A 25,127-nucleotide genomic window follows, 5' to 3' on the forward strand; every position below is an offset into this window, starting at 1 on the left:
GGAACCGATATGGCGCAACTGGTAAACCAGGCCTGTTACTCGCACCAAAACCTGTCCGGCCCCGCCTCCATCTCAGGCCGTTATCAGGACGTTTACTCTAAATAGCGTCACATGGTAAGACGAGGTTATGTTGGGGGTGCGCATTGATCATGAAATGCGGATTTTTGTCTCGAATGGGACAAGAACGCATTTCACGTTACGCGAATTGTTGGGGCTGTATCAGTCCTGGCAACTGTGGTTGCTGATTGCCGTCGGCTTTTTGATCATGTCCACGGGCCATCCCGTTACCTTGCCGCAGTTCGAAGGGTTCTGGGTGCGCATGGCGTTTTGGGTCATCGCGCTGTTTGTGTACCTGTTGCTGTCGGTTCCGTATGGTGTGGTGTTCGACCGGGCGTGGCGACGGTTTGTGGGCACACCCATTCCGCTGATCATCCTGACCGGGCCACTGATCGTGTTTGCCTCCGTCGTGACGGTGCTGGGGCTGGCCGCGATATTTGAACCGGACCGGCCATTGGGCAGCATGATCACGTGGCAGATGCTCGTCCGGAATGTCTTTGTGGCGCATGTGTTCGAGACGGTGACACTGCTGTGGCTACTGCCTGCGCAACGTGCGCGCAACGACAGCGCGCGGGCGGTGACGCTTGCCGGTCGGCGGATTGCGGTCAAGGATATTGGCCGGGTCAAAGCCGCCGAACACTACCTAGAGATACATCTGGATGACCGGGTGGAAATCCTGCGTGAGCGGATGAGCACGTTTCTGGAGCAGGTCACGCCCGAGGACGGCGTGCAAACGCACCGGTCCCACTGGATCGCGCGGGAACATGCGCGGTTGCTTCGGGGGTCCGTGCTGGAACTGGACTGCGGCAGGACCGTGCCGGTGGCCCGGGGACGGCAAAAGGATGTGCAGGACTGGATCGACAAATTCCCGCCGCCGTACGTGGCCGATTGCAGCGAGATCAGTCCAGCGCGGCAATCCGCAGGGCGGTGATCCGGTTGCCCTCACGTTCGGTCACCTCGAACCGGAACCCGTGAAAGCTGAACACTTGCCCCACCGTCGGGATCGTCTGTGCTTCGTGAATTACGAGGCCCGCAACGGTGTTTGCCTCGTCATCCGGCAGGTTCCAGTCGGTGGCCCGATTCAGATCGCGGATGGTCATGGCGCCATCGACGGCAAAGTACCCATCTGCATCCCGCTCCAGCGTCGGTTCGTCGTCGGGGTCGAATTCGTCCGTGATCTCGCCCACGATCTCTTCGAGGATGTCTTCGAGCGTGATCAACCCCTGAAGTGAGCCGTATTCGTCCACCACAAGCGCAAAATGGGTGCGCAGGCGGAGGAATTCGCGCATCTGGTGGTCCAGCGTGGTGGTTTCAGGCACAAAATACGGATCGGTGGTCACCGCGCGCATGTCGAAGGTTTGCAGGTTCGCGGTGCCGCCCGTACCTGCGATTTCTTTGTAGATCGCGCGGCTGAGGTCCTTGGCGTGGATCACGCCGGTGATATTTTCCGGCTCGTCCGCATAGATCGGCAGGCGGGTGTGGTTGGATTGCAGGCATTGTTCAAGAATGTCCTGCGGGCTGTTGGCCCCGTCAATCATCTCAATCCCGGACCGGTGCAACATGATCTCTTCGACCGTGCGATCACCAAGGTCCAGCGCGCCCAGAATGCGGTCGCGGTCTTCTTTTTCGACCACACCTTCGGAATGGCCCAATTGCAGCGCTCCGGCGATCTCTTCGCGGACGGCCATGATGTGACTGTCCGGGTCGATCTGCACACCAAAAATGCGCAACACGCCACGCACCAGCAACCGCACTGCCGACACGATTGGGGCAAAGACGGTCACAACAAAACCGATGGGCCGTGACACCATTGATGCGGCGGTTTCAGCGTTCGAAATGGCGTATGTCTTGGGCAAGACTTCGGCAAAGATCAGGACCAGCAGGGTCATCACCAGCGTCGCCAGCGCCACGCCGCTTTCGCCAAACGCGCGGGTAAAGATTGCGGTGGCCAGAGACGTGGCAAGGATATTCACGAGGTTGTTGCCCAGCAGGACCGAACCAATCAGGCGCTCGTTGTCTTCGGTGATGTTAAGCGCCCGCTGCGCACCAACCGACCCGCGGTCTGCCTGTGCGCGCAGCTTGCCCCGTGACGCCGCGGTCAGCGCCGTTTCGGAGCCGGAGAAAAAGCCCGACAACACCAATAGGCCAAGGATCACCCCAGCGGTGATCCAGAAGGCTGCGTCGAGGGTCGTGCTTGGGTCGTCCATTCGTGATTTATCCTTTGTCTGCCTTCGGGTTATGGGGGGCAGAGCCGGTGCAATCAAGGGATGTAGGCCATGCAGGTTACGGATTTGGGCAATGTGACGGGTCCGGTGCTGGCATTTGGCGGGCCCTATTCCAATGTGCAGGCAACGCGCGCTGTTCTGGCATTGGCAAAGCGTCACGGTGCTTTGCCGCTTTGTACGGGTGACGCGGTGGCGTATTGCGGCGCGCCAGAGGCGACGGTCGCGGCGTTGCGTGCCGCCGATGTGTCCATGATCGCGGGCAATTGCGAACGCCAGTTGGCAGCAGGGGCACCGGACTGCGGTTGCGGTTTTGATGCAGGAAGTGTGTGCGATGTGATGTCTGCGGGATGGTACGGGTTCGCCGCACACCATGTCGGCCAAAAGACCCGGCTCTGGATGGGGACATTGCCGGATTTCATCACCTTTACCCATCATGGGTTGCGGTGGGGCGTTTTGCACGGTGGGGCGACGGACATTGCGCGGTTCCTCTGGCCCACGACGGACGCGGCGGAGTATGAGGCGGAAAGGGACGCGCTTGCGGCTTGGACCGGCCCGCTCGACCGCGTGGTCGCGGGCCATGCGGGGATACCGTTTGAGCGGTCCACCGCGCGGGGCCAATGGATCAATGCCGGGGTGATCGGGATGCCGCCACATGACGGGCATCCGCAGACCCGTTACGCCCTCATCCAAAGCGGCGCGGTCACGTTACACAGGCTCGATTATGATGTGGCGGGCGCTGTCGCGGATATGCGCGCGGCGGGCCTGACCCAAGGCTACGAGCGCGGGCTGGAGAGCGGCTATTGGCCGTCCGAGGATGTTTTGCCGCCTGATTTGCGGGTGTCCTTGGCCAACGGGTGATGTTCCAGCACCAGTTCTGTCAGGCGTTCGTCGACCACGTGGGTGTAGATTTCGGTTGTGGCCACGTCGGCATGGCCCAGCATTGTCTGGATGGCGCGCAGATCAGCACCGCCCGCCAGCAGATGCGTGGCAAAGGCATGGCGCAACGTGTGTGGTGTAACCTTGTCCGGCGACACACCGCCAAAGACCGACAGCGCTTTGATGCGCGCATAGAACCAATGGCGCGTGAGGTGGCCGGACACGCCACGCGACGGGAACAAAAAGCGCGAAGGCGCAGCCCCTTTTTCCACCTGTTCCTTGTCGCGGGTGTCCCGCATCTTGATCCACGCGGCCAGCGCCACGCGCGCCGGGTCGGACAGGGGCACCATGCGTTCCTTGCCGCCCTTGCCAAGGATCAGCAGCATCTGCGGGTTCCCGCGTGCCGCACTGACCGGCAGTCCGACCAGTTCGCTGACGCGCATCCCCGTCGCATAGAGCAATTGCATCAGACAGGTGTCGCGCAGCCGGTCATGATCACCACGCCCATAGTTTTCGGCTGCGGTGAGCAGCCGGTCGACCTCGGCCTCGTCAAGCGTTTTGGGCAGCCGTTTCTGCTGTGCAGGTGTGGCGATCTGGATGGCAGGATTGTCATTGCGCCAGCCTTCTTCGAAGGCAAAGCGGTAAAGCTGTTTGATGGCGGACAGGCGGCGTGCCCGCGTGGCGCGGGCCAGACCTTGGGCATCACAGTGGATCAGATAGGCTTCAAACATCTCCTGTTCCGCCGTCTCAAAATCCTGCCCTTGGTCGGTCAGCCATTCTGCGGCGTCCTTGAGGTCGCGGCCATAGGCCAGCAAAGTGTTGTGGGCGGCCCCCAGTTCCGCGGCCTGCGCCTCCAGAAAAGTAGAGATCCAGCGATGGCTCATCAGCGTGCATCCAGCAGCAATGTCTGCAACGCGGTGCGGCGTGCCACGTCTTCGAGACCAAGAGCGCGTAAGGTCGCCAGAGCGGTCGCGAGCTGTGCGGCGTCGCCGGTACTGCCCTGATGGGCCAGCGCAATCGTGTCGAGCATGGCCGCCCCCAAAGCCCCGTCACGCGCCTGTGCAAGAATGTCGGCATCGGCAGGCGTGTCACGGAACCCGGCAAGCGCGGCACCTGCAACACCATCCGCTGTCAGTCCTGCGGGCACTTCACCGGCGGCGAGCGCCGCAAGGACCGGGCGCCCCAGCGCGCGGGTGGGAAAGACCTGTGCCGCCGCTTCGTACCGGGGCGACAGCAGCAACAGTTCATAGGCGATGTCCGCCGCCTGACCGCTTAGCACAAACCCTTCAAGCTGTTCGGCAAAGAGTTGGGCAAACGGCACGCGCAGGCGTTGTGCGCCCATCACGCGCCAAACCGTGGGCAATGTCTTGGAAATCGCAGCGGCGTTGCCTGTGCCTATGGCTGTCTCGAACCGTTGCAGGGCCGATACACGGTCCCATACACCACCTGACGCCGCCGGGCTGCGCTGGGTATACAGTCCCAACAGCCGGTTGCCGGGCACCGCCCCATTGCGCGCCAAACGTTCCGCTGCTTCGATCTGAGTTTTCCACCCGGCGGTGTCGCTCAGGCCCGCATTGGCATAGACCACCGGCCAGCCCCGCGTGGGGATCGGCTCTCCGATGGCGGCATGGGTCCGAAACAAAAGCGCGTTGGGCACAGACGGCACGGGCAGGGGCGGCTCGCCTTCATAAAGATCGGGATCAAGGAACCGTTCCAGTGCGGCCACCTGCGCCTCCGGCAGCAACTCCAATGCACGCGCGGTGCCAAGCTGAAGTGCGGCCATGCGCCAGTCGCCGTTGCGCGCCGCACAGAACACGTCGTGACCCTTGCCCGGCGACAGGTCCGGCTGCGCGCGCAGAATGGCGCAGGCCTGTGCCTCCCGCCCGGCAATCAGGGCCATGTCCATCGCGCGCCGGAAATGCGCGGGCGACGCATCTGCACCGGCCTGCTCCATCAGGGCAATTGCGGGATCAAGCGCGCCATAGGCCAGCAGCGTATCAATGCGTGCCAGATCGAATGCGCCCGCATCGCTCGTGGGCGGCACCGCCTCTGCCAGCAACAGCGTAAACGTGAGCTGTTGCAGGGCGGGCAGACGCAAGTTGGGCAACTGGTTCAGCTGTGCGGCAAGCGTCTGGCCGGTGCTGCCGGACCACAGCGTATCGGGCAGGCCCGTCACATTGGGCGGCACCAACCCAACACGCCGCGCGGCAGGCCCGTCGAGCGGGGTCACCGTGACATCCGGGACCGTTGCCGATTGCGCGGTTGACGGCTCGTCGGTGGCCGTGGGCTGGGGCAGGGCGGCGGGTGTCGTCTGCGCGCCCAGCCAGTCAATGGCACTCAGCGGTGCTGCGTCCTGCGCGTGCACCATCTGTCCCAGCACAGCACTCAGGCACAGCGCAGGGATCAGCGACCTATTCAGCATCCAGTGTGACCGGCATCCGCGTTTCCTCTTGCGGCGGCGAAAAATTCGCCCCGAAGAACTCGCCCACATAGGCGTAGCCCACGAGCCCAATGAAGCCGATGATCAACAGAAAGATCAACAGTTTGAATATGCGACCCATGATGTGCTGCCTTACGTGCCCCGGGGATTTCTTTGTTTTGTGAACAGCATATATGGCCTTTTTGCCAAAATCACGTCATTGACAAGCCAATGAGCGAATTTCAGCAAAATCGTGAAGACGCGGTGCGCTACCATCTGAAGAAGACGGTGGTGATGGTCGGCATGATGGGGGCGGGCAAAACCGCCGTGGGCCGGGCTCTTGCGGCGCGCCTGTCCGTGCCGTTTCTTGACAGCGACGCCGAGATTGAGGCTGCCGCAAATATGACAGTGCCTGAAATATTTGCGCGCGATGGCGAGCCGTTTTTTCGACAGAAAGAAGCGCAGGTGATCGCGCGCCTGCTTGACGAGGAACGTGGGGTCCTGTCCACGGGTGGCGGCGCATTCCTGCAGGATGAAAACCGAAAGATGATCAGTGCGCGCGGCGTGTCACTGTGGCTGAATGCCGACCTTGATCTGTTGTGGCAGCGGGTGCGTCACAAGGATACGCGGCCCTTGCTGCGCACCGCCGATCCCCGCGCCACATTGGCCGAAATTTTTGCGCAGCGCGCGCCGGTTTATGCGCTGGCGGATGTCTCTGTGCGCTCGGCGCCCGATCTGTCGATCGAAGCAATGGTGGACCGTGTGATCGAAACGCTGGCGCTCGCGCGCCCGGATGTGTTGGAGGTGAACCATGCGTGAGATTGTGCATGTGCCCTTGGGGACCCGTGCCTATGACGTGGTGATCGGGCCGGGTCTGCTGGCGGAGGCAGGTGCGATGATTGCACCGCTTCTGCCGCGTCCTCGCGTGGTGGTGGTGACCGAAACACGTGTGGCAGCCGCCCATTTGGACGGCCTGCGCGCGGGTCTTGCGAGCGAAGGCATCGCAATGGAGGCGCTGCATCTGCCGCCGGGTGAGGCGACGAAAGGGTGGCCGCATCTGCAAGAGGTCGTGGAATGGCTGCTGGCCCAAAAGGTCGAGCGCAACGATGTCGTCATCGCTTTGGGTGGTGGTGTGATCGGTGATCTTGTGGGGTTTGCAGCGGCAATTCTGCGGCGCGGGGTGCGATATGTACAAGTGCCCACGACGCTGCTGGCGCAGGTCGACAGTTCCGTAGGTGGCAAGACGGCCATCAACTCGGGCCATGGCAAGAACCTTGTCGGGGCGTTCCATCAACCGGCGCTTGTTCTGGCGGACACGGCGGTTCTGGACACGCTGAGCCTGCGCGATTTCCGCGCCGGTTACGGCGAGGTGATGAAATACGGCCTGTTGGGGGACGCAGCCTTTTTTGAATGGCTTGAGACCAACGCGCCGGCCATGGCCGCGGGAGACATGGAACTGCGCGTGGCAGCCGTCAAACGGTCGGTCGAGATGAAGGCCGACATTGTGACCCGTGACGAAACGGAGCAGGGCGACCGGGCGCTTTTGAACCTCGGTCACACGTTCTGCCACGCGCTTGAGGCCGCCACGGGCTATTCGGATCGGCTGCTGCACGGGGAAGGGGTCGCGATTGGCTGCGGGTTGGCCTTTGCCCTCTCTGCGCGTCTGGGCCTGTGTCCGCAAGAGGACCCAAGCCGCGTTTTTGCACATCTTCAGGCGATGGGAATGAAAAGCACGCTGTCCGACATTCCCGGCGATCTCGCCGGACCCGAGGCGCTGCTGGAGATGATGGGGCAGGACAAGAAGGTTGTCGCGGGCACGCTGAACTTTGTCCTTGCGCGCCGCATTGGCGAGGCCTTTGTGACGTCAGACGTCCCGCCAGAGGCCGTGATCGAGGTGCTGACCGGAAAATGATGTCATTTTCCGGCCCGCCGTTTTTCTAGGAAATCGCTTCGGCTCAGAACGGGATTTCGTCGTCCAGATCGCGGCTTGGGGCCGGAGCACTGCCACCGCCGCCGCTGCTGCCACCGTAGTCACCGCCACGGTCGTCATAGCCCATGCTGCCGCCGCCGCTGTCGCCACCAAAGCTGCCGCCGCCGCCACCGCCGCCATCGCGACCATCCAGAAACGTCATCTCGCCCGCATAGGGCCGCAGAACGACCTCGGTTGAATAGCGGTCCTGACCGGACTGGTCCTGCCATTTGCGCGTCTCCAGCTTGCCCTCGAGATATACTTTCGATCCCTTGCGCAAATATTGCTCTGCCAGACGGGCGAGATTTTCATTGAAGATCGCGACCGTGTGCCATTCCGTGCGTTCGCGCCGCTCGCCGGTGTTGCGGTCCTTCCACGTTTCTGACGTGGCGATGCGCAGGTTGCACACCTTGCCGCCGTTCTGGAATGTCCGCACCTCTGGGTCACGCCCCAGATTGCCGATCAGGATCACCTTATTGACCGAGCCTGCCATGTTCTTTCCCCTCGCTGTCTTTCGTGCGCGCGCCATCGCTGATTCCGGCGCGGAATGATTGGCGGTCAGACTAGCGCGCGCAGTGTTGGACCACCAGAGCAACACTGCGTGGATCATGGTTAAAGACCGGTGAACCCAGAAGGCTGGCCAGCGTGCAAAAAATCGCCTATCGTCCGCGGAAATGGCGGAAACCGGCGCTGGGAGCTTGGGGCAAAATGCGGGCAGTATGGGTAGCCGCGGCTTTGGCCGCCTTGGTGGCTGACAGTGCGTCGGCTGATCTGTTCTCGAAAAAGAACCGCACCAACCTGTTCAAATCCCAGACCAAGATCCTCGATACCCGCGCCAAGAGCCAATACAACAGTTCGGTCCGGCTACAGCCGCCAAAAGTGGTGACACCGACAAAATGGGACACCGGAACCTCACCGAAATATCGTGGGCGGTACAAGGGCCAATACTTGAACGTGGCCAAGGCCGCAGCGCGCCGCCACGGCGTGCCTGAGGATTTGTTCCTGCGCCTTGTACAGCAGGAATCGGGCTGGAACCCCACGGCCAAATCGCACAAAGGTGCCTACGGTCTGGCGCAACTGATGCCCGGCACCGCCCGTTATCTGGGTGTTGACCCACGTGATCCAGCCGAGAACCTTGATGGCGGCGCCAAGTACCTCAAGGAACAGTACCGCGAATTTGGCAGTTGGCGGCTGGCGCTTGCCGCCTATAATGCGGGTCCCGGCGCGGTCAAAAAGTACAAGGGCGTGCCGCCTTTCCGCGAAACCCGCAACTACGTGAAGATCATCTGGGGCAGCTGACGCGCGCCCCGTCTTTGGTCCGATTTCGCCTTAAACGTGCCATCTCTGGCCGCTACCCCGTCGTTTAAACAACAGCGACGTGAGGCAGCGCGATGATGAAAGCCGGTCAATCCACATTCGAAGAGCGCCTGTCGCGCATCAACACCGGCAAACCGATGAATGCCGTCGATGTCGTGTCGCCGCAGCAGCGCGAAAAGCTCATGCACAGCGCCAAAGGCCGCCGCCGCGTCCATCTGGACATGCTGGTCGCAGGTGGCATCGCCGGAGGTATCGCAGGCACGCTGTTTCTACAGAATATCGGCCTGTTGTTCCTGATGTCGCTGGACTGGATCACGATCCAGGGGCTTGTGCTGTCCGATTACAAGATCGCCGCCTATATGGGCGTTTGCGCCTTGGGGCCGCTAGGTTTTGTCTGGAGCGTGATCCTCAGCCGCAAATCCAAACGTGCCGTCCAGTTCTGGTTCGCCTATATGGTCGGAGTTTTGGCCGCCAACCATAACGAAGTCCGGTACGTGGTCGAATTCATCGTCATCCCGGGGTTCTGGGAATACGTCGGTACCTACACCTCAGCCAAGGACGTCGTGAACGACGCCGTCGCTACTCAGCCGCAATTTTGATCACAGGCTCCATCCGGGCAAGGATATCGTCCGCGAGGTGGCACTTGACCTGATGCCCTTCGGCTAGGTGACGGACGGGCGGCACCTCACGCTCGCACAGCCCATCCGGGACTTCGGTCTTCCAGCGGCACCGGGTCTGGAACGGGCATCCCGGTGGTGGGTTCATCGCCGACGGGATGTCGCCTTCGAGCACGATGTGCTGCTTTTCCACGCTTGTATCCGCAATCGGCACAGCGCTTAGCAATGCTTCGGTATAGGGGTGGTAGGGCGGCGAAAACACCTGTTCGGTGTCGCCCAATTCGACCACGTGGCCCAGATACATGACCATAACCCGGTCGCTCAGGTAGCGCACGATGGACAGGTCGTGGCTGATGAACAACAGCGTGGTCTTATGTTCGCGCTGGATCTCCATCAGCAGGTCCGTGACCGCCGCCTGTACGGACACGTCCAGCGCCGATACGGGTTCGTCCGCGACCACGATGCGCGCATCCCCGGCAAAGGCGCGGGCGATGCCCACGCGCTGTTTTTGACCGCCGGACAATTGCCGCGGCATCCGTTCGGCAAAAGCACGCGGCAGTTTCACGAGGTCCAGCAATTCCAGCATCCGCTGGTGCCGCTCCGCCTCGTTCTTGCCGACCTTAAAGATTTCCAGCGCCCGGATGATCTGGCGGCCAACCGTCATCGACGGGTTGAGCGTGTCAAAGGGATTCTGGAACACCATCTGAATATCCGCAACAGTCTTGGTGTCACGCGCTTCGATCGGCACGTCCTCAATGGATTTATTGCCGAGCAGGATCGTTCCTTCGGTCGCCGTCTCCAGCCCCATCAACACCTTTGCAAACGTGGATTTGCCACACCCGGACTCGCCCACAATGGCCAGCGTTTCAGATTCGTGCGCCTCGAAACTAAGCGTCTCGTTCGCCTTCACCACCTTCTTTTCGCCGGATGAGAACAAGGCGGATGCGGCAACCTCGTAATATTTTTTGAGGTTGTCCATCTTGAGAACAACATCCCCGATCTTGCCCTTTTCCTTGGTCACGACATTGGCCAGCGGTGCGTTCCAGTCAATCTCTTGGAATTTCACGCAGCGCGTCTCGTGGCTGCCATCCGCATTGGCCGGGGACATCGGGATGGATTGGTCGACATCACAGCGCCCCGCTTCAAAATAGTCGCAGCGCGGACCAAAATTGCAGCCGGGCGGGCGTTCATGGGGCAGGGGAAAGTTGCCCGGGATCGCCACCAGCGGACGCGCGTTCTTGTCCGCGCCGGGCAAGGGGATCGACCGGAACAGCGCCTGCGTATAGGGGTGCTGCATCTCGTCAAAGACCTGCTTGATGCTGCCGCGCTCGACCGCTTCGCCGGAATACATCACGCAAATGCGGTCGCAGGTTTCCAGCACCAGCCCAAGGTTGTGACTGATGAACAGCATGGAAGTGCCGTATTTCTTGCCGAGGTCCTTGACCAGTTCGACCACAGCGGCCTCCACCGTGACATCCAACGCGGTTGTCGGCTCATCAAGAATCAACAGGGACGGCTCCGACATCAGCGCCATCGCGATCACGATCCGCTGCTGTTGCCCGCCAGACAGCTGGTGGGGAAATGCGTTTAGGATGCGCTTGGGGTCAGGCAGTTTCACATCCGTGACCACCTGAAGCGCGCGGTCATAAGCGTCCTTTTCGCTCATCCCGGCATGGATCATCGGCACTTCCATCAACTGCTTGCCGATCTTCATGGCCGGGTTCAACGAGGCCATGGGCTCCTGATAGATCATCGCGATCTCGGACCCACGAATGTCGCGCAACTCTTCGGCGCTCATCTCCTGCAAATCGCGCCCTTTGAACTTGATCGACCCGCCAACGATGCGCCCATTTTTGCCCAGATCCTGCATGACACCCAGCGCCACGGTGGACTTGCCACAACCCGACTCGCCTACCAAGCCGACGGCTTCGCCCGGCTGCACGGTCACCGAAAAATCCATCACCGCCGGAATTTCCCGCAACCGCGTAAAGAAGGAAATGCTCAGCTTGTCGATCTCAAGGATCGGACCGTCATATTCTTGCTTCGCCATCCGTCTCACTCCCCGACAGGTCGTTGCGACCCGTTCTTCTTCTCTTGTGAAATACTCCGGGGGTCCGGGGGCTGGCCCCCGGTCCCGCGTTATTCATCAGTCCTTGAGGCTCTCTTCGCGCAGACCATCCGCCAAGAGGTTCAGACCCAGCACCAGCGTCATCAGTGAAATCGCGGGCGGCAGCAGCGGATGCACATAGGCGCGGATCAACTGACGACCGGTGTTGATGGTTGTACCCCAGTCCGGGCTCTCGCTTTCCAGCCCCAAGCCGAAAAAGCCGAGCGTGCCCAAAAGGATGGTGGTGTAGCCGATGCGCAGGCAGAAATCGACGATCAGCGGCCCGCGCGCATTGGGCAGGATTTCCCACAGCATGATGTACCAGGGGCCTTCGCCGCGGGTCTGTGCCGCCGCCACATAGTCGCGGGTTTTGATATCGAGTGCGAGGCCCCGCACGATCCGGAACACGGTGGGCGCGTTCACAAACACCACCGACACGAACACCAGCAGGACCGACGGGTCAGGGTTGATCCCGTCAAGCCATGTGGGCAGGCCCGGCAGTTTGAAGTTCTCGGAATTGATCAGGTAGCCGTTTTCCGTGTTCAGCGACAGATAGCCCCACAACATCACGCCCAGCACAACAATCAGCAGTGGCGTGCGCACCGATGGCTGTGTCCGATAGCGCGAGTTCAGCAGGACGCAGAAAAAGATCACCGGGAACAGGAACAGCACAAGGCCCATGATCGCCGGGATACCAGCGGCTTTGATCTCGGGTGTGACCAGCAGGTAGAACAGCAGGATAACCGGAAAGGCGAGGATCAGGTTGGCGATAAAGGACAGCACCGTGTCCAGCCGACCGCCGTAATAACCCGCAGGCAGGCCCAGCGTGACACCCGCGAGGAAGGCAAAAAGCGTCGCCAGCGGCGCGATCTGCACCACAACCCACGCGCCCTTGAACAGACGGCTAAAGACGTCGCGCGCAAGGTTGTCGCCACCCAGCAGGTACCAGGCGTATTCGCCCTCTTCGGCGCCAAACAGTGGCGTGCCGGGGGACTTGTTCTTCATCCCCGACACTTGGCTCAGGCTGTCATGGGTGGTGATCCAGTCGAACACTCCCGCCATGATCCCGGCATAGACCCAGAACATCACAAGGCCAAAACCGATCATGCCGACGGTTGAATCAAACAGCTTGCCGTATAGACCCAGCTTGCGTTTGTAGACAATCGAAAGGGCGTAGGTCGCGATCAGCGCGATCCAAACCGGCAGCAATTGTTGGCTCATCCCGCCAACAATCCCCGCCAATCCGGGCCCGCCGACGGCACCCAGGGCAATATAGGCCGCCAGCAGCGCGACAAGGGCCAGCCCGGTCCACTTCGTGGCCATCCGGGACATGCCATAAGCGCCGCCCGAGGAACTGAGCGTGCCGTCAGGGTTTGTCACAACCCGCTCTCCGGCCGAGGCCACGCTCATCACGATCTGCACAAGCACCGCAAGCGCAAAAACGGGTGCAATCACACTCAGCGCGGGGTCAAGGATTTGGCCAAGCGGCCCGGTCCATGTCAAAGGGTCCATGTCTCTTGCTCCCTATGAGATGCGAATGCGCGGGTTGAGGAAGATATAGCCGACATCCGAAATCAGCTGCGTGATCAGGACGACGACCACTGACACGACCGACACGGCCAGCAGCAATTCAATGTCGTTGTTGCCCGCCGCCTGTACCAGCAGCCAACCAAAGCCCTTGTAGTTGAATAGGGTCTCAACAATCACCACCCCGTTCAACAACCACGGAATTTGCAGCATGATCACCGTAAAGGGCGCGATGAGCGCATTGCGAAGAGCGTGCTTCATTACGATATTGCCAAAGCTCACGCCCTTGAGCCGCGCCGTACGGATATATTGCGCGGTCATGACCTCGGTCATGCTGGCCCGCGTCATCCGCGCGATGTATCCCATGCCGTACAGTGCGATGGTCAACACTGGCAGGGTGAAGTTGGCAAATGTCGCGTCTTCCACAGCCTTGGTGGCGGACCCCGAAAACAGCGTCTTGCTTTCGATCCAGCCTGCCTCGGCCAGCACCGGCGACAGCCCGAACTTGGATGAGGCAAGCAAGGCGATAAAGACGACCCCCGACACGTATTCCGGCGTGGCTGTTGTCGCGATCGAAAAGGTGGACAGCGACCGGTCCAGCCCCGATCCCTCGCGCATCCCGGCCAGCACACCCACAATCAACGCCATCGGCACCATGACCAGCAGGACAAAGCCCATCAGCTTGCCCGTCGCGGCCAAGCGCACGGCAACGACATTGGCCACATCATCCTTGAAGACCAACGAAAATCCCCAATCGCCCTGCAACACCCCGCAGAATGTCGGACGGTCCTCGACGGGAGTGTCAACGCCGTAGCATTGCGCGATCTCCTTGCCTTCGGTGGTGGTGCCGGTCCAGCCCGGCGCAACGCCCAGCCAACGCCCGTATTTCACGAACATGTTGTCCGTGTATCCCCGCGCAGAAAGCCAGGTGTCGACCTGCTCTTCGCTCATGCGGAAATTGCCTTGGGTTTTGGCGAGCTTTTCCAGATTTGGATAAAGGTTCGTCAGAAAGAAGACGACAAAGGTCAGGCAAAGTGCTGTCAACAGCATCACGCCCAGTCGTCTGAGGATGAAAAGTCCCATTTGGTGCCCCTGTTGGGTGGCTGTCGGTCGTTTTTGATCAACCGGTTGTTCTTGCGGGCAACGTTGGCTGTGCCTCGCCTTGTGACGTGCCCGTGCAGCGCGTCATTTTGGAATTTGGTCAGTTGCCCTTGGTGGTTGCCCGCGTATTGCCGCCCATGAGGCAACACAAACGGGGCAGCCGTCAACAGGGCCAATGGGAAAAACTGGGTCTGAAACCGACCAATGATTAGTCTGTTTGCGACATGCGCGGATGTTGTGCCGGTGCTTAACCTGTTCGTGCGGGTCCCGGCGCGGATGTCGCGGCCTGCCGCAGAGCCGTCGGCGTTTTGCCCGTATGCTGCTGAATGAAGCGGGTGAAATAGGCGGCTGATCCAAAGCCCAGATGCCGGGCGATATCCTGAATGGGCACCTTGGATTCGATCAGGCTGATCCGCGCGGCGTATAGCGTGCGCTCGGTGAGGACCTCCGCGGCGGTACGTCCGGTGGACGCTTTGCAGGCGCGTGACAGATGTGTGGGCGTGACACCAAGTGCGCGGGCATGGTCAGCCATTGTCATGGGCTGGGCATAGTTTTCGACGATGCCCTCGCAGAACGCCGCTGTCAGGCGTGCGGCGGCGTCCATCTGCACTGGCAGGTGATCGGGCATCGCGATCTGGCGACGGACCCAGACCGAAATCAGCGCGACATGCGCGTCCAGCGCATCCTGCGCCAGCGGGCGCGCTTGCGTGGCCTCGCGCTGTGCCGCTTCGAACAGGCTGTTGATCTCGTTGATTGCGGCCACGTCGCGCAAACGTAGTTGGCGTGGTGTCTGCGGCAGGCGCACATCGGTGCCCTCTGGCACCAGCGCCACCTGACCCATGCCTTGCCGTCCCAACTCCAGTGAAAACAAGGTGCGCGCCGGAATCACGATGGCGTTGTGGGTGCCCACGCCGCGGCGTGTCCCGTTCATCAGTAGCCGCCCCTGTCCGCGGGTGATCCAGATGATCAGATGTTCGGCCCGCTCATGTGCCAGCGCCAGCCGCCACTCCTGCGGGCCGGTCATCTGGGCAAGTGTGGTAATCTGAACCGGGGGCAGGGCCATAAAAGTCGCATATTGACGCGTGTGCGCCCCTTTTGCCCCCAGCCACGGGCATTTCCAAGCGGTTTTTGTCAACTCCCGGACAATGACGCGGATGCAATCCACTGCCACGCCGCGAACCGGGCGCGAAACCAGGTGCGCTGGCGCTTGGCATATTGGCGTGTCGTGATGGTGGCCGCTTTGACCGCCTGTGCGTGGTCGATGTCGCCGCGCAGCAGCGCAATGGCCTCGGCCACGCCAATGGCACGGCACGCGGGCAGCGCGGGGTCGAACCGATCCGCCATGGCACGCGCCTCCTCCAGCGCGCCACCGCGCAGCATGGAGTCAAAGCGGTGCGCGATGCGCGGTTCAAGCCACGTCTTCGGACTGTCCAGCACAATGCCCTGATATGTGCCCGGCCGAAGAATGGGCGGGGGCGTGTTGTCCTGCCAATCGGCAAGGGACCGGCCCGTGGCGCGCGCCACTTCCCACGCCCGCTGCACCCGTGCGCGGTTGGCCAGATCCAGACGGGCTGCCGTCTCGGACGTCAGATCGGCGATCATCGTCTCAAGCGACAAACCATCTGCCGCGGCGCGAACCTCGGGCGGGGTTGCGGGAATGTCGGCCAAGCCTTCGACGAGCGCCGAAAAATACAGACCCGTTCCGCCGACGATAATTGGCCTTGGTCCGGTCAGCAGCGGTTTGACGTCGCGCACCCAATGCCCGGTGGAATAGGGCGCGTCATAGGGCAAGTGACCATAGAGCGCGTGCGGCGCGCGCGCCTCTTCCGCGACCGAGGGGCGGGCCGTGATCACGCGCCAGCAATCGTATACCTGACTTGCGTCCGCGTTAACGATCACGCCGCCCTGCGCCTCGGCCAGCGCCAGCGCCAACGCGGATTTGCCCGACGCCGTCGGGCCTGCGATCAGAACCGGCAGGTCAGGGTCCAGAGATGCGACAAGGTCGCGGATCATGCGCGTTTGCTCCATTGAAAACCGTGCCGATTTACGACAGGTTGCGCGCAAATTCCAAGAGCGGGGACAAACGATGACGGAGACGGCAGTGGCAACAGAGCCAGCGGCCACCTTCAACCGTGTCATGTTGAAGATTTCGGGCGAGGCCCTCATGGGCGATCAGGGTTTTGGCCTGCACCCCCCAACGGTCGAGCGTGTGGCGCGCGAGGTCAAGGCGGTGCACGATCTCGGGGTCGAAATTTGCATGGTGATCGGCGGCGGCAACGTGTTTCGCGGATTGCAGGGGTCCGCGCAGGGAATGGAGCGGACAACCGCCGACTATATGGGGATGCTCGCCACAGTGATGAACGCGCTGGCCATGCAATCCGCGCTGGAAGGGCTGGGTGTGTTCACCCGCGTGATCAGCGCGATCACCATGAACGAGGTGGCAGAACCCTACATCCGCCGCCGCGCGGTGCGCCACCTTGAGAAAAAGCGTGTCTGCATTTTTGCAGCCGGTACGGGTAACCCGTATTTCACCACTGACACAGCGGCCACCCTGCGCGCCAATGAGATGTCCTGCGAGGCGATCTTTATGGGCAAAAACGGCGTGGACGGCGTCTACGACAAGGACCCAAAGACAAACCCGGACGCCAAACGCTATGACATCGTGACCTATGACGAGGTGCTGCAAAAGAACCTCAAGGTTATGGATGCCTCGGCCATCGCGCTGGCGCGCGACAACAACCTGCCTCTGATTGTGTTCCCGCTGGACACACCCGGCGGGTTCAAGAGCATCCTCGAGGGCAAGGGCACATTCACGCGCGTGCAGGGCTAGGCACAACTCCTGCTGGCCATCTGCACGTGGCTTGAATTATACCCAGACGAAAGGTGGTGCGCGGGCAACGACCCGCCGCCCAAGAACAAGACGGGGAAAGCGATGTCTGACGACTTTATGCTGGACACAGACGACCTTGAGCGCCGGATGGACGGCGCCATGGCCAATCTCAAAACCGAATTTGCCTCGCTGCGCACTGGCCGTGCCTCGGCTTCTATGCTGGAGCCGGTGATGGTCGACGCCTACGGGTCGATGACACCGATCAATCAGGTGGGCACCGTGAACGTGCCCGAACCGCGGATGGTCACAGTGAACGTCTGGGACAAGGGGCTGGTGGGCAAGGTTGAAAAGGCCATCCGCGAAAGCGGGCTGGGCATCAACCCGCAGCTCAATGGGACGATCATCATGCTGCCGATCCCCGAATTGAACGAGGAACGCCGCCGCGAACTGACCAAGGTGGCGGGCAGCTATGCCGAAAATGCCCGCGTCAGCATTCGCAACGTGCGCCGGGACGGTATGGACCAGATCAAGAAAGCCAAGAGTGACGGCGACCTGTCCGAGGACGACCAGAAAATCTGGGAAGACGAGGTGCAGGAGATGACGGACAAGGCGATCAAATCCGTGGATGCCGCGCTGGAGACCAAGCAAACCGAGATCATGCAAGTGTGACGCCCGCACCTGCGCCCTTGGGGTGCAGGACGACGTGCCGGTGGTGCGTTGGGGCCTTTAATGGCCCGCCCCGACATACCGGGGGCGCATTGCAAAACAGATTTAAGGACGACGCCATTTCAGACCCTGCCCATACCGGCCCGCGCCACGTCGCCATCATAATGGACGGCAATGGACGCTGGGCCACGCAACGCGGGCGGCCACGTCTGTTTGGCCATCACGCAGGCGCCCGGCGTGTGCGCGAGGTGGTCGAAACCTGTCCGGACATCGGGGTCGAATACCTGACCATCTTTGCCTTCAGCACCGAAAACTGGAAGCGGACGCAAGTTGAGGTGGCCGGGTTGATGAGCCTCTTTCGCCGCTACATCGCCAAAGAGGCGCGTGCGCTTGATGATTTTGGCGTGCGGGTCCGGTTTATCGGCGACCGGGTGCGGCTCGACAAAAAGCTGATCAAGCTGATGGACGAACTGGAGGTGCTAACCTCGGGCAACACGCGGGTGAACCTGACCATCGCGCTGAATTACGGGGGCCGTGACGAAGTGGCCCGCGCCACCAAGCGGCTGGCGCTTGAGGTTGCGGCGGGCAATATCGACCCGGAAACAGTGGACGAGGCCGCATTGGTCAAATTTCTCGACACCCAAGTGCTGCCCGATCCCGATCTGGTGATCCGCACCAGCGGCGAGGCGCGTATTTCCAACTTCCTGCTGTGGCAATCGGCCTATGCGGAATACGAATTTGTCGACACGCTCTGGCCTGATTTTTCCCGCGAAGAGTTCACCCGGCTGTGTGCCAAATATGGCAGTCGGGAGCGACGGTTTGGCGGGGTCAAGACGTGAACGGCAACGCGGAACGCTGGTCTGATCTGGGCACTCGCCTTGGGTCCGGCGCCGCGATGGTCGCCATTGGCATCGCGGGCATCTGGTTTGGTGGACACGTGTTTCACGGGCTTGTCGCGGTGATCTGCGGGCTGATGGTTTGGGAGCTTGTGCGGATGCTGTCGCCGGATCAGCCGTCGCTGGCGCTGCAATTGGGCGGTGTGTCGGCATTCGCCGTGCTGCTGGCCACCTATCTGCCGCCGCTCTATGCGGTGCCGCTGCTGGCGGCTGCGGTTTTGGTGGGGCTGGGCCGAGTCAAACGATATGCGCCTGTTTACCTTGTGTTTTCCGGCCTTCTGTTGCTGGCAGGCTGGGGCATGGCACATGTGCGCGACGATCTGGGGTTTGGCTGGATGGTGTGGCTTGTTCTGGTCGTTGTTGTCACGGATGTGGCGGGCTATTTCGCGGGCCGCATGATCGGCGGGCCGAAATTCTGGCCTGCGGTCAGTCCCAAGAAAACATGGGCGGGCACCTCTGCCGGTTGGGTCGCGGCGGCGTTGGTCGGGCTTGGCTTTGGGATTGGGTCCGGCGCGTTGGGTGCCTTGGTTCTGGCCTCTGTTTTGCTGAGTTTTGCATCGCAACTGGGCGACATCGCGGAAAGCGCGATCAAGCGCAAGGTCGGGGTCAAGGACAGTTCGACCCTGATCCCCGGCCATGGTGGCCTGCTGGACCGGTTTGACGGAATGCTGGGGGCCGCACTGGCGCTTCTCGTGCTTGAAGTGGCCTTTGGATTTCCGTGGAGCGTGCTGTGACGCGGCGTGTGTCGATCTTTGGCGCGACCGGGTCTATCGGGCAGAATACCATTGATCTGATTTCGCGCGATCCGGATGCCTATGACGTTGTGGCCCTCACTGGCGCACGCAATATCGCGCAACTGGCACAGGACGCGATCCGCCTGAATGCTGATTTGGCCGTGACCGCCGATGACAGCCTGCTGGAGCCGCTGCGCGATGCGCTTGCCGGATCAGGGGTCGCGGCGGCGGCAGGGCAGGCGGCGTTGATCGAAGCTGCTGCACGGCCTGCCGATTGGGTCATGTCCGCCATCGTGGGCGCGGCGGGGCTTGAGCCGGGCCTGACCGCACTGCAACAGGGGGCAACGCTGGCGCTGGCAAACAAGGAATCGCTGGTGTGCGCCGGTGCCCTGATCCTTGAGACGGCTGCCAAACACGATGCGCGTCTATTGCCGGTGGACAGTGAGCATTCCGCAGTCTTTCAAGCGCTCGTGGGCGAGGACATGAACGCGGTGGAGCGGGTGATAATCACTGCCTCAGGCGGGGCATTCCGGGACTGGCCGCTTGAGGATCTGGCCAATGCCACGCTGGCGCAGGCCTCGGCCCATCCGAACTGGGATATGGGCCAGCGGATCACCATCGACAGCGCCTCAATGTTTAACAAGGCGCTGGAACTGATTGAAACACGGGAATATTTCGGTGTCGCACCCAGCAAGATCGAGGTGTTAGTACATCCCGAATCCATGGTGCACGCTTTGGTCGGCTTTCACGATGGCGCGTTGATGGCCCATGTGGGGCCGCCCGATATGCGCCACGCGATCGGATATGCGCTGACTTGGCCTGACCGGACTAACCTGCCCGTAGACCGCCTTGATCTGGCGCAGATCGGGGCATTGACGTTCCGTGCGCCCGACGATGCCCGCTGGCCCGCCTTGCGGCTGGCGCGCGAAGTCATGGACCGGCGCGGGCTTGCGGGGGCCGTGTTCAACGCAGCCAAGGAAACGGCGCTGGATGGGTTTATCGCGGGCGCGCTGCGCTTTCCGCAGATGGCAGAAGTGGTCGAAGAGGTGCTCAACACCTTTGATCCTGACCTTATTGATGCCGCAATGACCCTTGATAATGTGCGCCAAGCGGACCAAATGGCACGGCACGCAGCAGAGCAGATAATCAGGCAACAGTAAGGGTGAACCTTTGGACATAGCGGCGCTTCTCTCGGGCTTTGGCGGCCTGACCTGGACGATTGTGGCCTTTATCGTTGCCCTCAGTGTTATCGTGGCGATCCATGAATACGGCCACTACATCGTAGGCCGTTGGTCCGGCATCCATGCGGATGTGTTTTCCATTGGGTTTGGCCCGGTGTTGTGGAGCCGCCATGACAAGCGCGGCACCAAATGGCAGATCGCGGCCCTTCCCTTTGGCGGCTATGTAAAATTTGCCGGTGACGCGAATGCCGCATCGGGCAAAGACGCGGACGCCATGCAAGCCGCCGCCGCCGATCCAAACGCGCTGCGCCGCACCATGCACGGCGCGCCGCTCTGGGCCCGTGCGGCCACGGTTGCAGCCGGCCCGGTGTTCAACTTTGTTCTATCCATCATTGTCTTTGCGTCCGTCGGGTATTCCACGGGCGTTCCGCGCGACCCGCTCACCGTGGGTGAGCTGCGCCCGTTGCCTGCCGAAGTGCAGGAGCTACAGGCTGGCGACGTCGTGCTTGAGATCAACGGCGCCCCGGTGCCCAGCATCGAAGACGGCGCATACGCAGCATTCATGCAAAATCTGCCACAGGCACCCATCCTCGATTACACGGTCGAACGCGGGGGAGAGCGTATGGTGGTTCAAGCGCCGTATTTGCGGCCACCTCTGGTCAATTCCGTCACCCCGCAAAGCGCGGCAATCTCGGCAGGCCTGGAGCGCGGGGACGTCATCACGTCAATCGACGGCACGCCGATTTTTGCGTTCAACCAGTTGAAAACGGCGGTGGAAAGCTCGGATGGTGCCGGGTTGACCCTCGGGGTCTGGCGTGATGGCAAAATGCTGGAAAAGGTCCTGACACCGAAACGCACCGATGAGCCGCAGGCTGACGGCGGCTTTGCCACCGTGTGGCGGATCGGTATTGCCAGCGGCAACGCGTTTGAGAGAGCAACCGAAGCGCCGGGACTGGGACAAGCGGTCGTCGGCGGCGTGAACCAGACATGGTCCATCATTACCGGCTCAATCTCTGGCCTTGGCCATATGATCACCGGGGCAATCAGCACCTGTAATTTGTCGGGGCCTATCGGAATCGCGCAGGTGTCGGGCACCATGGCCAGCCAAGGGGCGGTCAGCTTTATCTGGTTCATTGCCGTGCTGTCCACGGCGGTTGGATTGTTGAACCTGTTTCCGATCCCCGCGCTTGATGGCGGTCATCTCGTGTTTTACGCCTATGAGGCGGTCACGGGCCGTCCACCCAGCGATGGGGCCTTGCGCATTCTGATGGCGGCCGGGCTTGCGATTGTGCTGTCGCTGATGGTTTTTGCGCTTGGCAACGACCTCTTCTGTCCCTGAGCCGCGCCACAATACTGCCACATTTGTTCCAAGTTGCTGCCGGAATCAGTCGCTAGTGTGATTATCAGCCAAAGGATGAGCACATGCAGACCCTTCACAGTGGATATCGCGGCCTGAGCCTGTTAATGATGCTGAACGCCGACCGCGTTCTTTATGCTGTCACGCTTGCGGCGGCTTTGGGCGCTGGCGCGTGGCTTGGCAGCCTGTAGACGCGACCACGGGCACCGTTTCCTCAATCAATACAATCCATGAACGTTCTGGGGTTTTGACAAGCCTCGGCAATCCCGATACTCACTTCTCAGTGAATGTCTGAACACGTGGGAATACACCATGGGACTGGGGTTGAGGGGCGCGGGCCCACAGGTGCTGTCACACCTGATCCGCGCGCAGAGCATTATTAGATTTTTCGTTTTTGTTTCAGCGATTTGGCTGAGCGTCGGCGCAAGCGTCGAGGCGCAAACATTTCGGTTTGGATCAATCCAGATCGAAGGCAACACGCGGATCGGCGATGCAGCCATTCTGCAACAAGCCGGAATCGCCACCGGACAGACGTTGTCAGCCGGTCAGGTGAACGATGTCGTGCAGAACCTGCAGAACAGCGGCCTGTTTGAAACCGTTTCGGTTGAGCCGCGCGGCAACACGCTGCTGATTACGGTTGTCGAACTGCCGACGGTCAACCGCATCGCGTTTGAGGGCAACCGGCGCGTGGACGACGACGCGCTTGGTGCAATTGTCCAACTACAGGAGCGCCGTGTGTTCAACCCGGCGCAGGCCGAACGTGACGCGGCAGCAATTTCCGAAGCCTATGTACAACAAGGCCGTGTGGCGGCCCGTGTCACGCCGCGCATCATCCGGCGCAACGACAACCGCGTCGACGTGATCTACGAAGTCTTCGAAGGCGGCGTGATCGAGATTGAGCGGATCACCTTTGTCGGCAACCGCAACTACTCCGACCGGCGCCTGCGTCGCATCTTGGAGACCAAGCAAGCAGGCGTGTTTCGCACCCTGATCCGTAGCGACACATTGGTCGAAGACCGGATCGCGTTCGACGAACAGCTTTTGCGGGATTTCTACAGCTCGCGGGGCTATGTCGATTTCCGGGTTCTCGGGTCGAATGCCGAACTGACCGAAGAGCGCGATGGCTTCTTCCTCGTCTTCAATATCGAAGAGGGGCAGCAGTTCAGCTTTGGCGAAATCACGGTGAGCAGCGAACGGGCAGACGTCGATCCTGACGCATATACCGACGTGCTCAAACTGCGACCGGGTGCAACCTATTCGCCGACGCTGGTCGAAGCAGAGCTGAGCCGGTTGGAGCGCAAAGGCCAGCGAGAAGGTATCAATTTTCTGCGTGTCGAACCGCGCGTCAGCCGCAACGACCGCGACCTGACGCTGGACGTCGAATTTGTGCTGACCCGCGGTCCGCGTGTGTTCGTCGAGCGCATCGATATCGAAGGCAACACAACGACATTGGATCAGGTGATCCGCCGTCAATTCCGCATCGCCGAAGGTGACCCGTTCAATCCGCGCGAAATCCGCGATGCGGCCGAACGGATCAGGGCGCTGGGGTATTTCTCCAATTCAGATGTGAACGCGCGCGAAGGGTCGTCCTCGGATCAAGTGGTGATTGATGTCGATGTCGAAGAGCAGCCCACAGGCGCACTGAATTTCGGCGCAACCTTTTCCAACAATGACGGATTTGGCGTGGCTGTCGGTTTCACGGAACGCAATTTCCTTGGCCGGGGCCAGACCCTTGGGCTGACGTTGTCGACAGCCGAAGAATCCGAGCGGTATGGCATTAGCTTTGTAGAACCCTCGCTGTTGGGTCGTGATGTCGCCTTGGGGATCGATCTGCAATACAGCGAAGCGGACAGCAGCTTTGCGAACTATGACAGCTCCACATTTCGGTTTTCGCCAAGCCTGACCTTCCGGACCGGTGAAAACAGCACGCTGTCTCTGCGCTACACGGGGCGTCAGGACGAGCTTTTGCAACGTGACAGCATCGTGCCCGGCAATGTCGTGCTGACGGAGATTGCAGCAGGGCAGCAGTTCTCGTCTTCGATCGGATACACGTATCGGTACGACACACGCAGTGGTGGACTCGACCCGAATGCCGGCGTTTTACTTGAGTTTAGTCAGGACTTTTCCGGCATCGGCGGCGATTCCGAATACATACGCACTGTGGGCAAGATCATTGGTCAGCGTCGCGTGTTCAACGAAGAAGTCACATTGCGCGCGACCCTCGAAGGTGGATTGCTCGCTTGGTCTTCGGGCACGAACCGGACCATTGACCGCTTTTTTGTTGGCCCGCAAATCCTGCGCGGCTTTGAACCCGGCGGCATCGGTCCACGCGATCTGTCCAGCCCGGGCGATCCTGATCCGTTGGGCGGCAACATTTACGTGGCGGCACGGTTCGACATGGAATTCCCGCTGGGTCTGCCCGAGGAAATCGGGCTGCGCGGCGGCCTGTTCTACGACATTGGCAACCTGTACAATCTCGACGATGTCGACCTGTCAGGTGGCAACGTTGTCGGACAGGACGGTTCTTTCCGGCATGTCATCGGGTTCTCGCTGTTCTGGGACACGGCCATTGGCCCGCTCCGGTTCAACTTCTCGAATGCTCTCAAGAAAGAGGATTTCGACGAAGAGCAGACCTTTGACCTGACCTTGTCTACTCAGTTCTAACCCATGTTCCGGCGCTATCTTGTCGCGCTGGTCTTGATCATCGGGCTTGCACCCTTTGCCAGCGCGCAGGTGGTGCAAAGCCCGATCCTTACCATCGACAGTGAGCGGCTGTATCGCGACAGCGATTTCGGCCAACGGGTCCTGCGCGAAATAGAAGAACGTACACAAGCGCTGACCAATGAAAACATCGCGTTGGAAGCCGAGCTCGAAGCCGAAGAGAAAGCGCTGACAGAACAGCGCGACACCCTGACTCCAGAGGAATTTCGCGCGCTGGCCGACGCGTTCGATGCGCGGGTGCAGGCGATCCGCCGCGACCGCGAGGCGCGCAACAAGGAAAACCTTGCCCTGCTGGATGACAATCAGGCGCGTTTTCTGCGTGCGGCCCTGCCGGTGCTGGAAGCGATCATGCGCGATGTGGGCGCTGCCGTCGTGCTTGAGGTGCGCAGCGTTTTTGTCAGCTCGAACGCAATCGACATCACCGACCGCGCCATAGCCGAGATCAACGCGGCTGTCGGCGACGGCACCACGCCGGTTCCCAACGACTGACACCCCCGCGCTTGCGGCGCGCCGCCCCCCTTGCTAGG

The 25,127-nt window shown here is 61.3% G+C and carries 25 protein-coding genes; 15 read left to right on the forward strand and 10 right to left on the reverse strand.

What is annotated here, in order from left to right; all coding sequences use genetic code 11:
* Positions 1-265: 265 nt before the first annotated feature.
* On the forward strand, positions 266-988 hold the full coding sequence (locus Q1A85_RS17585; protein WP_299692482.1) for a LytTR family DNA-binding domain-containing protein: 723 nt from the start codon (positions 266-268) through the stop codon (positions 986-988).
* On the opposite strand, the gene Q1A85_RS17590 is transcribed toward Q1A85_RS17585, so the two are convergent.
* The gene (locus Q1A85_RS17590) at positions 957-2,264 is read right to left on the reverse strand and encodes an HlyC/CorC family transporter (protein ID WP_299692485.1); all 1,308 of its coding nucleotides are present in this window, start codon (positions 2,262-2,264) and stop codon (positions 957-959) included. The two genes, Q1A85_RS17585 and Q1A85_RS17590, sit on opposite strands and share 32 nt — an antisense overlap.
* 69 nt (positions 2,265-2,333) lie before the next feature.
* Here Q1A85_RS17590 and Q1A85_RS17595 point away from each other — a divergent pair, with 69 nt between their 5' ends.
* Positions 2,334-3,140, forward strand: coding sequence for a metallophosphoesterase family protein (locus Q1A85_RS17595; RefSeq protein ID WP_299692488.1), 807 nt, complete (start codon positions 2,334-2,336; stop codon positions 3,138-3,140).
* Here the strand turns inward: Q1A85_RS17595 and Q1A85_RS17600 are convergent.
* From Q1A85_RS17600 to Q1A85_RS17610, 3 genes are read right to left on the reverse strand one after another with little or no spacing between them, the layout of a single operon-like run.
* Positions 3,080-4,042 carry a site-specific tyrosine recombinase XerD gene (locus tag Q1A85_RS17600; protein WP_299692491.1) on the reverse strand — a complete coding sequence of 321 codons (963 nt, stop codon included), beginning with the start codon at positions 4,040-4,042 and terminating at the stop codon, positions 3,080-3,082. The two genes, Q1A85_RS17595 and Q1A85_RS17600, sit on opposite strands and share 61 nt — an antisense overlap.
* A complete protein-coding gene (locus tag Q1A85_RS17605; protein WP_299692494.1) occupies positions 4,042-5,580 on the reverse strand; it encodes a hypothetical protein in 1,539 nt (512 codons plus the stop codon). The genes Q1A85_RS17600 and Q1A85_RS17605 overlap by 1 nt, the downstream gene beginning before the upstream one ends.
* Positions 5,570-5,719, reverse strand: a complete 150-nt coding sequence (locus tag Q1A85_RS17610) for a hypothetical protein (RefSeq protein ID WP_299692497.1) — start codon at positions 5,717-5,719, stop codon at positions 5,570-5,572. The genes Q1A85_RS17605 and Q1A85_RS17610 overlap by 11 nt, the downstream gene beginning before the upstream one ends.
* Positions 5,720-5,808: 89 nt before the next feature.
* On the opposite strand from Q1A85_RS17610, the gene Q1A85_RS17615 reads away from it, so the two are divergent.
* Both Q1A85_RS17615 and aroB read left to right on the forward strand, forming a co-directional pair.
* Positions 5,809-6,396, forward strand: a complete 588-nt coding sequence (locus Q1A85_RS17615; protein WP_299692500.1) for a shikimate kinase — start codon at positions 5,809-5,811, stop codon at positions 6,394-6,396.
* Positions 6,389-7,489, forward strand: a complete 1,101-nt coding sequence (gene aroB / locus Q1A85_RS17620) for a 3-dehydroquinate synthase (RefSeq protein WP_299692503.1) — start codon at positions 6,389-6,391, stop codon at positions 7,487-7,489. Before Q1A85_RS17615 ends, aroB begins: the two co-directional genes overlap by 8 nt.
* A 43-nt stretch (positions 7,490-7,532) precedes the next feature.
* Here the strand turns inward: aroB and ssb are convergent, their stop codons facing one another.
* Positions 7,533-8,039 carry a single-stranded DNA-binding protein gene (ssb, locus tag Q1A85_RS17625; protein ID WP_299692506.1) on the reverse strand — a complete coding sequence of 169 codons (507 nt, stop codon included), beginning with the start codon at positions 8,037-8,039 and terminating at the stop codon, positions 7,533-7,535.
* 215 nt (positions 8,040-8,254) lie between these two features.
* Here ssb and Q1A85_RS17630 point away from each other — a divergent pair, with 215 nt between their 5' ends.
* Together Q1A85_RS17630 and Q1A85_RS17635 are read left to right on the forward strand one after the other, a co-directional pair.
* A complete protein-coding gene (locus Q1A85_RS17630; RefSeq protein ID WP_299692509.1) occupies positions 8,255-8,845 on the forward strand; it encodes a lytic transglycosylase domain-containing protein in 591 nt (196 codons plus the stop codon).
* Positions 8,846-8,937: 92 nt separating this feature from the next.
* The gene (locus Q1A85_RS17635) at positions 8,938-9,462 is read left to right on the forward strand and encodes a hypothetical protein (RefSeq protein ID WP_299692512.1); all 525 of its coding nucleotides are present in this window, start codon (positions 8,938-8,940) and stop codon (positions 9,460-9,462) included.
* Here Q1A85_RS17635 and Q1A85_RS17640 read toward each other — a convergent pair.
* From Q1A85_RS17640 to miaA, 5 genes are all read right to left on the reverse strand, one after another.
* Entirely contained in the window at positions 9,443-11,530 is a 2,088-nt protein-coding gene (locus Q1A85_RS17640) for an ABC transporter ATP-binding protein (RefSeq protein WP_299692515.1), read from the reverse strand. The genes Q1A85_RS17635 and Q1A85_RS17640 overlap by 20 nt on opposite strands.
* Before the next feature lie 96 nt (positions 11,531-11,626).
* A complete protein-coding gene (locus tag Q1A85_RS17645; RefSeq protein WP_299692518.1) occupies positions 11,627-13,099 on the reverse strand; it encodes an ABC transporter permease in 1,473 nt (490 codons plus the stop codon).
* 12 nt (positions 13,100-13,111) lie between these two features.
* Positions 13,112-14,197, reverse strand: coding sequence for an ABC transporter permease (locus Q1A85_RS17650; RefSeq protein WP_299692521.1), 1,086 nt, complete (start codon positions 14,195-14,197; stop codon positions 13,112-13,114).
* Between the two features lie 265 nt (positions 14,198-14,462).
* Positions 14,463-15,278, reverse strand: coding sequence for an AraC family transcriptional regulator (locus Q1A85_RS17655; RefSeq protein WP_299692524.1), 816 nt, complete (start codon positions 15,276-15,278; stop codon positions 14,463-14,465).
* 68 nt (positions 15,279-15,346) lie between these two features.
* Positions 15,347-16,228, reverse strand: coding sequence for a tRNA (adenosine(37)-N6)-dimethylallyltransferase MiaA (miaA, locus tag Q1A85_RS17660; RefSeq protein WP_299692527.1), 882 nt, complete (start codon positions 16,226-16,228; stop codon positions 15,347-15,349).
* Positions 16,229-16,301: 73 nt separating this feature from the next.
* Between miaA and pyrH the strand changes: the two genes are divergently transcribed.
* The 9 genes from pyrH to Q1A85_RS17705 all read left to right on the forward strand — a co-directional run bounded on the left by pyrH (position 16,302) and on the right by Q1A85_RS17705 (position 25,089).
* Positions 16,302-17,045, forward strand: coding sequence for a UMP kinase (pyrH, locus tag Q1A85_RS17665; RefSeq protein ID WP_299692530.1), 744 nt, complete (start codon positions 16,302-16,304; stop codon positions 17,043-17,045).
* A gap of 102 nt (positions 17,046-17,147) precedes the next feature.
* A complete protein-coding gene (gene frr, locus Q1A85_RS17670) occupies positions 17,148-17,714 on the forward strand; it encodes a ribosome recycling factor (protein WP_299692533.1) in 567 nt (188 codons plus the stop codon).
* Positions 17,715-17,803: 89 nt separating this feature from the next.
* Positions 17,804-18,550, forward strand: coding sequence for a polyprenyl diphosphate synthase (gene uppS, locus Q1A85_RS17675; protein WP_299692536.1), 747 nt, complete (start codon positions 17,804-17,806; stop codon positions 18,548-18,550).
* On the forward strand, positions 18,547-19,341 hold the full coding sequence (locus Q1A85_RS17680) for a phosphatidate cytidylyltransferase (protein ID WP_299692539.1): 795 nt from the start codon (positions 18,547-18,549) through the stop codon (positions 19,339-19,341). Before uppS ends, Q1A85_RS17680 begins: the two co-directional genes overlap by 4 nt.
* On the forward strand, positions 19,338-20,501 hold the full coding sequence (gene dxr, locus Q1A85_RS17685) for a 1-deoxy-D-xylulose-5-phosphate reductoisomerase (RefSeq protein ID WP_299692542.1): 1,164 nt from the start codon (positions 19,338-19,340) through the stop codon (positions 20,499-20,501). Before Q1A85_RS17680 ends, dxr begins: the two co-directional genes overlap by 4 nt.
* 10 nt (positions 20,502-20,511) lie before the next feature.
* Complete coding sequence (gene rseP / locus Q1A85_RS17690; protein WP_299692545.1) at positions 20,512-21,861, forward strand: RIP metalloprotease RseP; 1,350 nt, start codon at positions 20,512-20,514, stop codon at positions 21,859-21,861.
* Positions 21,862-21,944: 83 nt separating this feature from the next.
* Positions 21,945-22,070 (forward strand): hypothetical protein, encoded by a 126-nt coding sequence (locus tag Q1A85_RS17695; RefSeq protein WP_299692548.1) that lies wholly within the window; start codon positions 21,945-21,947, stop codon positions 22,068-22,070.
* A 121-nt stretch (positions 22,071-22,191) separates the two neighbouring features.
* Complete coding sequence (gene bamA / locus Q1A85_RS17700; protein ID WP_299692551.1) at positions 22,192-24,543, forward strand: outer membrane protein assembly factor BamA; 2,352 nt, start codon at positions 22,192-22,194, stop codon at positions 24,541-24,543.
* A gap of 3 nt (positions 24,544-24,546) precedes the next feature.
* A complete protein-coding gene (locus tag Q1A85_RS17705) occupies positions 24,547-25,089 on the forward strand; it encodes an OmpH family outer membrane protein (RefSeq protein WP_299692554.1) in 543 nt (180 codons plus the stop codon).
* Positions 25,090-25,127: the final 38 nt, after the last annotated feature.

The organism is uncultured Tateyamaria sp. (assembly GCF_947503385.1).
GTDB lineage: Bacteria > Pseudomonadota > Alphaproteobacteria > Rhodobacterales > Rhodobacteraceae > Tateyamaria.

Coding starts and splice junctions, on each gene's coding strand:
- Q1A85_RS17585 (WP_299692482.1), top strand. CDS start 266: ATGTCCACGGGCCATCCCGTTACCTTGCCGCAGTTCGAAGGGTTCTGG.
- Q1A85_RS17590 (WP_299692485.1), bottom strand. CDS start 2,264: ATGGACGACCCAAGCACGACCCTCGACGCAGCCTTCTGGATCACCGCT.
- Q1A85_RS17595 (WP_299692488.1), top strand. CDS start 2,334: ATGCAGGTTACGGATTTGGGCAATGTGACGGGTCCGGTGCTGGCATTT.
- Q1A85_RS17600 (WP_299692491.1), bottom strand. CDS start 4,042: ATGAGCCATCGCTGGATCTCTACTTTTCTGGAGGCGCAGGCCGCGGAA.
- Q1A85_RS17605 (WP_299692494.1), bottom strand. CDS start 5,580: ATGCTGAATAGGTCGCTGATCCCTGCGCTGTGCCTGAGTGCTGTGCTG.
- Q1A85_RS17610 (WP_299692497.1), bottom strand. CDS start 5,719: ATGGGTCGCATATTCAAACTGTTGATCTTTCTGTTGATCATCGGCTTC.
- Q1A85_RS17615 (WP_299692500.1), top strand. CDS start 5,809: ATGAGCGAATTTCAGCAAAATCGTGAAGACGCGGTGCGCTACCATCTG.
- aroB (WP_299692503.1), top strand. CDS start 6,389: ATGCGTGAGATTGTGCATGTGCCCTTGGGGACCCGTGCCTATGACGTG.
- ssb (WP_299692506.1), bottom strand. CDS start 8,039: ATGGCAGGCTCGGTCAATAAGGTGATCCTGATCGGCAATCTGGGGCGT.
- Q1A85_RS17630 (WP_299692509.1), top strand. CDS start 8,255: ATGCGGGCAGTATGGGTAGCCGCGGCTTTGGCCGCCTTGGTGGCTGAC.
- Q1A85_RS17635 (WP_299692512.1), top strand. CDS start 8,938: ATGATGAAAGCCGGTCAATCCACATTCGAAGAGCGCCTGTCGCGCATC.
- Q1A85_RS17640 (WP_299692515.1), bottom strand. CDS start 11,530: ATGGCGAAGCAAGAATATGACGGTCCGATCCTTGAGATCGACAAGCTG.
- Q1A85_RS17645 (WP_299692518.1), bottom strand. CDS start 13,099: ATGGACCCTTTGACATGGACCGGGCCGCTTGGCCAAATCCTTGACCCC.
- Q1A85_RS17650 (WP_299692521.1), bottom strand. CDS start 14,197: ATGGGACTTTTCATCCTCAGACGACTGGGCGTGATGCTGTTGACAGCA.
- Q1A85_RS17655 (WP_299692524.1), bottom strand. CDS start 15,278: ATGGCCCTGCCCCCGGTTCAGATTACCACACTTGCCCAGATGACCGGC.
- miaA (WP_299692527.1), bottom strand. CDS start 16,228: ATGATCCGCGACCTTGTCGCATCTCTGGACCCTGACCTGCCGGTTCTG.
- pyrH (WP_299692530.1), top strand. CDS start 16,302: ATGACGGAGACGGCAGTGGCAACAGAGCCAGCGGCCACCTTCAACCGT.
- frr (WP_299692533.1), top strand. CDS start 17,148: ATGTCTGACGACTTTATGCTGGACACAGACGACCTTGAGCGCCGGATG.
- Q1A85_RS17695 (WP_299692548.1), top strand. CDS start 21,945: ATGCAGACCCTTCACAGTGGATATCGCGGCCTGAGCCTGTTAATGATG.
- bamA (WP_299692551.1), top strand. CDS start 22,192: ATGGGACTGGGGTTGAGGGGCGCGGGCCCACAGGTGCTGTCACACCTG.
- Q1A85_RS17705 (WP_299692554.1), top strand. CDS start 24,547: ATGTTCCGGCGCTATCTTGTCGCGCTGGTCTTGATCATCGGGCTTGCA.